Origin of the sequence: Actinomyces polynesiensis, assembly GCF_000820725.1 — a bacterium.
GTDB lineage: Bacteria > Actinomycetota > Actinomycetes > Actinomycetales > Actinomycetaceae > Pauljensenia > Pauljensenia polynesiensis.
In genome coordinates, this window is the sequence record NZ_CCXH01000024.1 from 1 (window position 1) to 4,440 (window position 4,440).

Here is a 4,440-nt window from a genome sequence, read left to right on the forward strand (position 1 = left end):
CGGTGGGCCCTAGGCTGTCCCGCGTGATCGACCCGTACGGCACCGACATCTTCTCCCACGACCCCCACCGCGACGGCCCGGGGGCGCGGCGTCCGCGCTCGCGGGAGGTGCACGTCGAGGCCGGCATGGTCCTGGAGGACGTGACGACGGGCTTCGTCGGTGCCGTCGTGAGGGTCGAGAAGTCCGGGGGCATGCACGTCGTCGAGCTGGAGGACCGGCGCGGTCGCACGCGCACCTTCCCGCTGGGCGGCGGGTTCTGGCTCGAGGGCGCCCCGGTCGTCGCCCTGCCCCCGCTTCCCACACCGACCACCCCACCACCCGGGGTCCTCACCACTCCGGGTGGGCGCAGGGTCACGAACTCCGGGTCGATCGCGGCCCCGCGTGGTCCGGCGCGGGTGGCCCGCGCGAGCCGGATCTGGGTGGAGGGACGCCATGACGCGGAACTCGTGGAGCACGTGTGGGGTGACGACCTCGCCGAGGCCGGGGTGACCGTCCAGCTGCTGGAGGGCGTCGACCACCTCGCGGAGGTGCTGGAGGTCTTCGGCCCCACCGACACCGAACGCGCCGGGGTCCTGGTGGACCACCTCGTCGGGGGGTCGAAGGAGTCCCGGATCGCCCACGCCGTGGAGGAACGCTGGGGTGGGGGAGTGCTCGTCGTGGGACATCCCTTCGTCGACATCTGGCAGGCGGTGAGGCCGGCCCGTGTCGGACTGCGCGAGTGGCCGCACGTACCCCGGGGCACGGACATCAAGCACGGCACGCTGGAGGCCCTGGGGTGGCCCCACGCCGACCAGGCGGACATCGCGCAGGGGTGGAAGAGGATCCTCTCGACGGTGCGCGACTACCGTGACCTCGAGCCGGCGCTCCTGGGGCGGGTCGAGCAGCTCATCGACTTCGTCACCGAACCCGGGACACGCTGAGGACCCCCCGACCGCCGACCGCCCCCGACGACCCCCGGAAGGTGCCGTCCGGCACGGGCGGGGGCGGAGGTCACAGGGCGCAGCCGCTGAACTTCCGCTCCGACGGGGTAGGATTGGCACTCGAACGGAGTGAGTGCCAGAGGACGCCCGAGGGCGTCGAGCGGGAGGGGGGACGGACCGATGGCGGATTCACGCAGGCTCGACGTGCTGCGTGCCATCGTCTCGGAGTACGTGCACACGCGGGAGCCCGTCGGCTCGAAGGCGATCGCGGCCTCGCACGACCTCGGCGTCTCCCCGGCGACGATCCGCAACGACATGGCGGCACTCGAGGAGCAGGGACTGATCTTCCAGCCCCACACCTCGGCGGGACGCGTGCCCACGGACTCGGGTTACCGGGTCTTCGTCGACCGTCTCGCCAGCCTCAAGCCCATGAGTGCACCTGAGCGTCGTGCGGTCGAGTCCTTCCTGTCCGAGTCGGTCGACCTGGACGACGTCGTCAACCGGACGGTGAGGCTCCTCGCCCAGGTGACCCACCAGGTGGCCGTCGTGCAGTACCCGTCATTGGCCACCGCCACCCTGCGCAGGCTCGAACTCGTGGACCTGGGCCCCCACCGGGTGCTCCTGGTCGTCATCACCAACTCCGGCCGGGTGGAGGAGCGGATGCTCGACTTCCCCGATCCCGTGGACGCCGAGACCGTGCGCTCGCTCCGGGTCCGCCTGAACGAGGAGTGCGAGAACCTGGCGGCCGACCAGATCAGCCCGGTCCTCGACGACCTGCGCGCGTCGGCCTCCACCGGCGACAGCGCCCTCGTGGACGCGGTGTGCGAGGGCCTGCTGAACATGCTCCGGCCGACCTCCGAGGCACGCTTCGTCATGGCCGGGGCCTCCAACCTGGCGCGCGCGGGCATCGACATCCACGACATCGCCCCGGTCCTGGACGCGCTGGAGGAACAGGTGGCACTCCTGCGCCTCTTCTCCGAGGTGGACCCCGACGACCGTCCCGTGCACGTGACGATCGGTGCCGAGAACCCCCATGACGCCTTCGCGCGGACCTCCGTCGTCTCGGGGTCCTACGGGCGCGGGGGCGGCCCGGCGGCGCACATCGGCGTCGTGGGCCCCACACGCATGGACTACCCGCGCACGATGTCGACGGTTCGGGCGCTCGCCGCCTACCTCTCGCGCTACCTCAACAACTGACCACCAACCCGCCTCCCACAGGACGATCGAGGACTCCACCGAGTGAATGACTACTACGAGATACTGGGCGTGTCGCGTGACGCGACACCCGAGGACATCAAGAAGGCCTACCGCAAGAAGGCCCGTCAGCTGCACCCCGACTACGCGGGACCCGACTCCGAGGAGGCCTTCAAGGATCTCTCGGTGGCCTACGAGACCCTCTCGGACCCCCAGAAGCGACAGATGTACGACATCGGTGGTCCCGATGCCATGAGTGGGATGGGTGGGGGCGCAGGCTTCGGCTTCGCCGACATCTTCGAGACGATGTTCGGTGGCTCCGGCTTCGCCTCCTCCGCAGGTCCGGTCCCCAGGGCCCGGCGCGGACAGGACCAGCTCATCGCGGTCCAGGTGACCCTCGAGGAGGAGACCTTCGGGGCGAAGAAGGAGATCACCCTCGACACCTACGTCAGGTGCGCCACCTGCGACGGCTCGTGCTGCGAGCCGGGCACGCACCCGGTCACCTGCTCCACCTGTGGTGGGACGGGCTCCGTCACGCGGGTCCAGCGCTCCCTCCTGGGCAACATGCGCACCCAGAGCCCCTGCCCCGCCTGCCAGGGGCACGGCACGACCATCCCGAACCCCTGCCACGAGTGCGCCGGCAACGGACGTGTGCGCACGCGCCGAACGCTCACCGTCGACATCCCCGTCGGGGTCGACGACGGCACCAGGATCCGCCTGAGCGGCCAGGGCGAGGTCGGTCCGGCCGGTGGTCCCAACGGCGACCTCTACCTCGAGGTCCGCGAGAAGAAGCACCCGATCTTCACCCGCCAGGGAGACGACCTGCACACGTGGATCACCGTCCCCATGACCACCGCGGCGCTCGGCACGGTCTTCACCCTCCAGACCCTCGACGGGATCCGGGAGGTCAGCATCCACCCCGGCACGCAACCCCGTGAGGAGGTCGTCCTCGACGACCTCGGGGTCGGACACCTCCAGCGGTCCGGGCGTGGTGACCTCCACGTCCACGTCGACATCGAGGTGCCGCGCAAGCTCGACGACCGCTCGCGCGAGCTCCTGGAGGAGCTCGCCGCCATCCGTGGCGAGGACCGCGTGGAGCCGCGCCGCGGCGACCAGTCGATGTTCGAACGCCTCCGCGACAAGTTCACCGGTCAGTGAGTCGATGACCCTCCCCGTCTTCCTGGCCGACGACCTGGAGCCCCACGCCGCGGACCTCACCCCGGGGGAGCGGGGACACCTCGGGGGTGCCGAGGGGCGCCATGCCGCCGTCGTCCGACGGCTCACCACGGGCGAACACCTCGACATCGTCGACGGGCGTGGACTGCGCCTGGGGTGCCGGGTCGAGGCGGCCTCGAAGTCCGGACTGGACCTTGTCGTGGAGTCCCGGCAGGTGGAGCCGGCCCTCACCCCGCGTCTCGTGCTCGTCCAGGCGCTGGCGAAGGGTGGACGCGACGAGCAGGCGGTGGAGACGGCCACCGAGGTCGGGGTCGACGAGGTCCTCCCCTGGCAGGCGGACCGTTCGATCGTGCGCTGGTCCTCCTCGCGGGCCGCACGGGGACGGGCGAAGTGGGAGGACGTCACGAGGGCGGCCGCGAAGCAGTCCCGCCGCGCCCGCGTCCCCTCCGTCGCACAGCCGGTGGACACCCACGGCCTGGTGGGGCGCGTCCAGGAGGTCGTCGACACCGGGGGACTGTGCCTGGTGTGCCACGAGGAGGGGAGCGAGCACCTGACGCGACTCCTGCGCGGGCGTGCGGACGACCTCGCCCTCGTGACCGAGGTCCTGGTGGTGGTGGGTCCCGAGGGCGGGATCTCACCGGAGGAACTCGCCGCGCTGCGCGGCGCCGGGGCGTAGGTGGTGCTCCTGGGGCCGCACGTCCTGCGCTCCTCGACGGCCGGGCCGTGCGCGCTGGTGCTGGTCAGCGCCGCCGTGTCGCGCTGGTAGGTGGTGCCGCGCCGCACGGGCCGGGCAGGGTGGGGAAGTACCCCCGATCTGCGGTCCGGCCGGAGCGGGTCTAGCCTCGACGGATGTTCACCACAACGGGGAAACCACCACTGACATTGGCTGTCGCAGCTGTGGCAGCCCTGATCCTGGGCGGATGCACCTCGGCGGGCTCCGGTCAGTCGGAGTCCGGCCAGTCCGCGGCCTCGGGTGCCACGGGCACGTCGGCCCCGGCCGAATCCAAATCGGCCGGGGGAACCACCTCCGGTGACCGGTCACCGTCGGCGGACTCCACCGCGGGCTCGGCTGCGGGCTCGGCCGGGAGCAGCTGAGCCTGCACGACCTCCGACCTCAGCGCCGACCTCACCCAGGGGGACGGAGGAGGGG

The 4,440-nt window shown here is 71.6% G+C and carries 5 protein-coding genes; 4 read left to right on the top strand and 1 reads right to left on the bottom strand.

Annotation, left to right across the window (positions count from 1 at the left end):
• Window positions 1–23 precede the first annotated feature (23 nt).
• From TA90_RS00880 to TA90_RS00895, 4 genes are all read left to right on the top strand, one after another.
• On the top strand, window positions 24–920 hold the full coding sequence (locus TA90_RS00880) for a DUF3097 family protein (RefSeq protein ID WP_082031184.1): 897 nt from the start codon (window positions 24–26) through the stop codon (window positions 918–920).
• 180 nt (window positions 921–1,100) lie between these two features.
• Window positions 1,101–2,117: a heat-inducible transcriptional repressor HrcA gene (gene hrcA, locus TA90_RS00885; protein WP_043534145.1), complete on the top strand. Its 1,017-nt coding sequence runs from the start codon at window positions 1,101–1,103 to the stop codon at window positions 2,115–2,117.
• A gap of 42 nt (window positions 2,118–2,159) precedes the next feature.
• On the top strand, window positions 2,160–3,272 hold the full coding sequence (gene dnaJ, locus TA90_RS00890; protein ID WP_043534146.1) for a molecular chaperone DnaJ: 1,113 nt from the start codon (window positions 2,160–2,162) through the stop codon (window positions 3,270–3,272).
• A 4-nt stretch (window positions 3,273–3,276) separates the two neighbouring features.
• Entirely contained in the window at window positions 3,277–3,966 is a 690-nt protein-coding gene (locus TA90_RS00895) for a 16S rRNA (uracil(1498)-N(3))-methyltransferase (protein WP_331394245.1), read from the top strand.
• 265 nt (window positions 3,967–4,231) lie between these two features.
• Here the strand turns inward: TA90_RS00895 and TA90_RS00900 are convergent.
• Window positions 4,232–4,440: hypothetical protein (locus TA90_RS00900; protein WP_222704583.1), on the bottom strand; the 209-nt coding region annotated here is incomplete at its 5' end.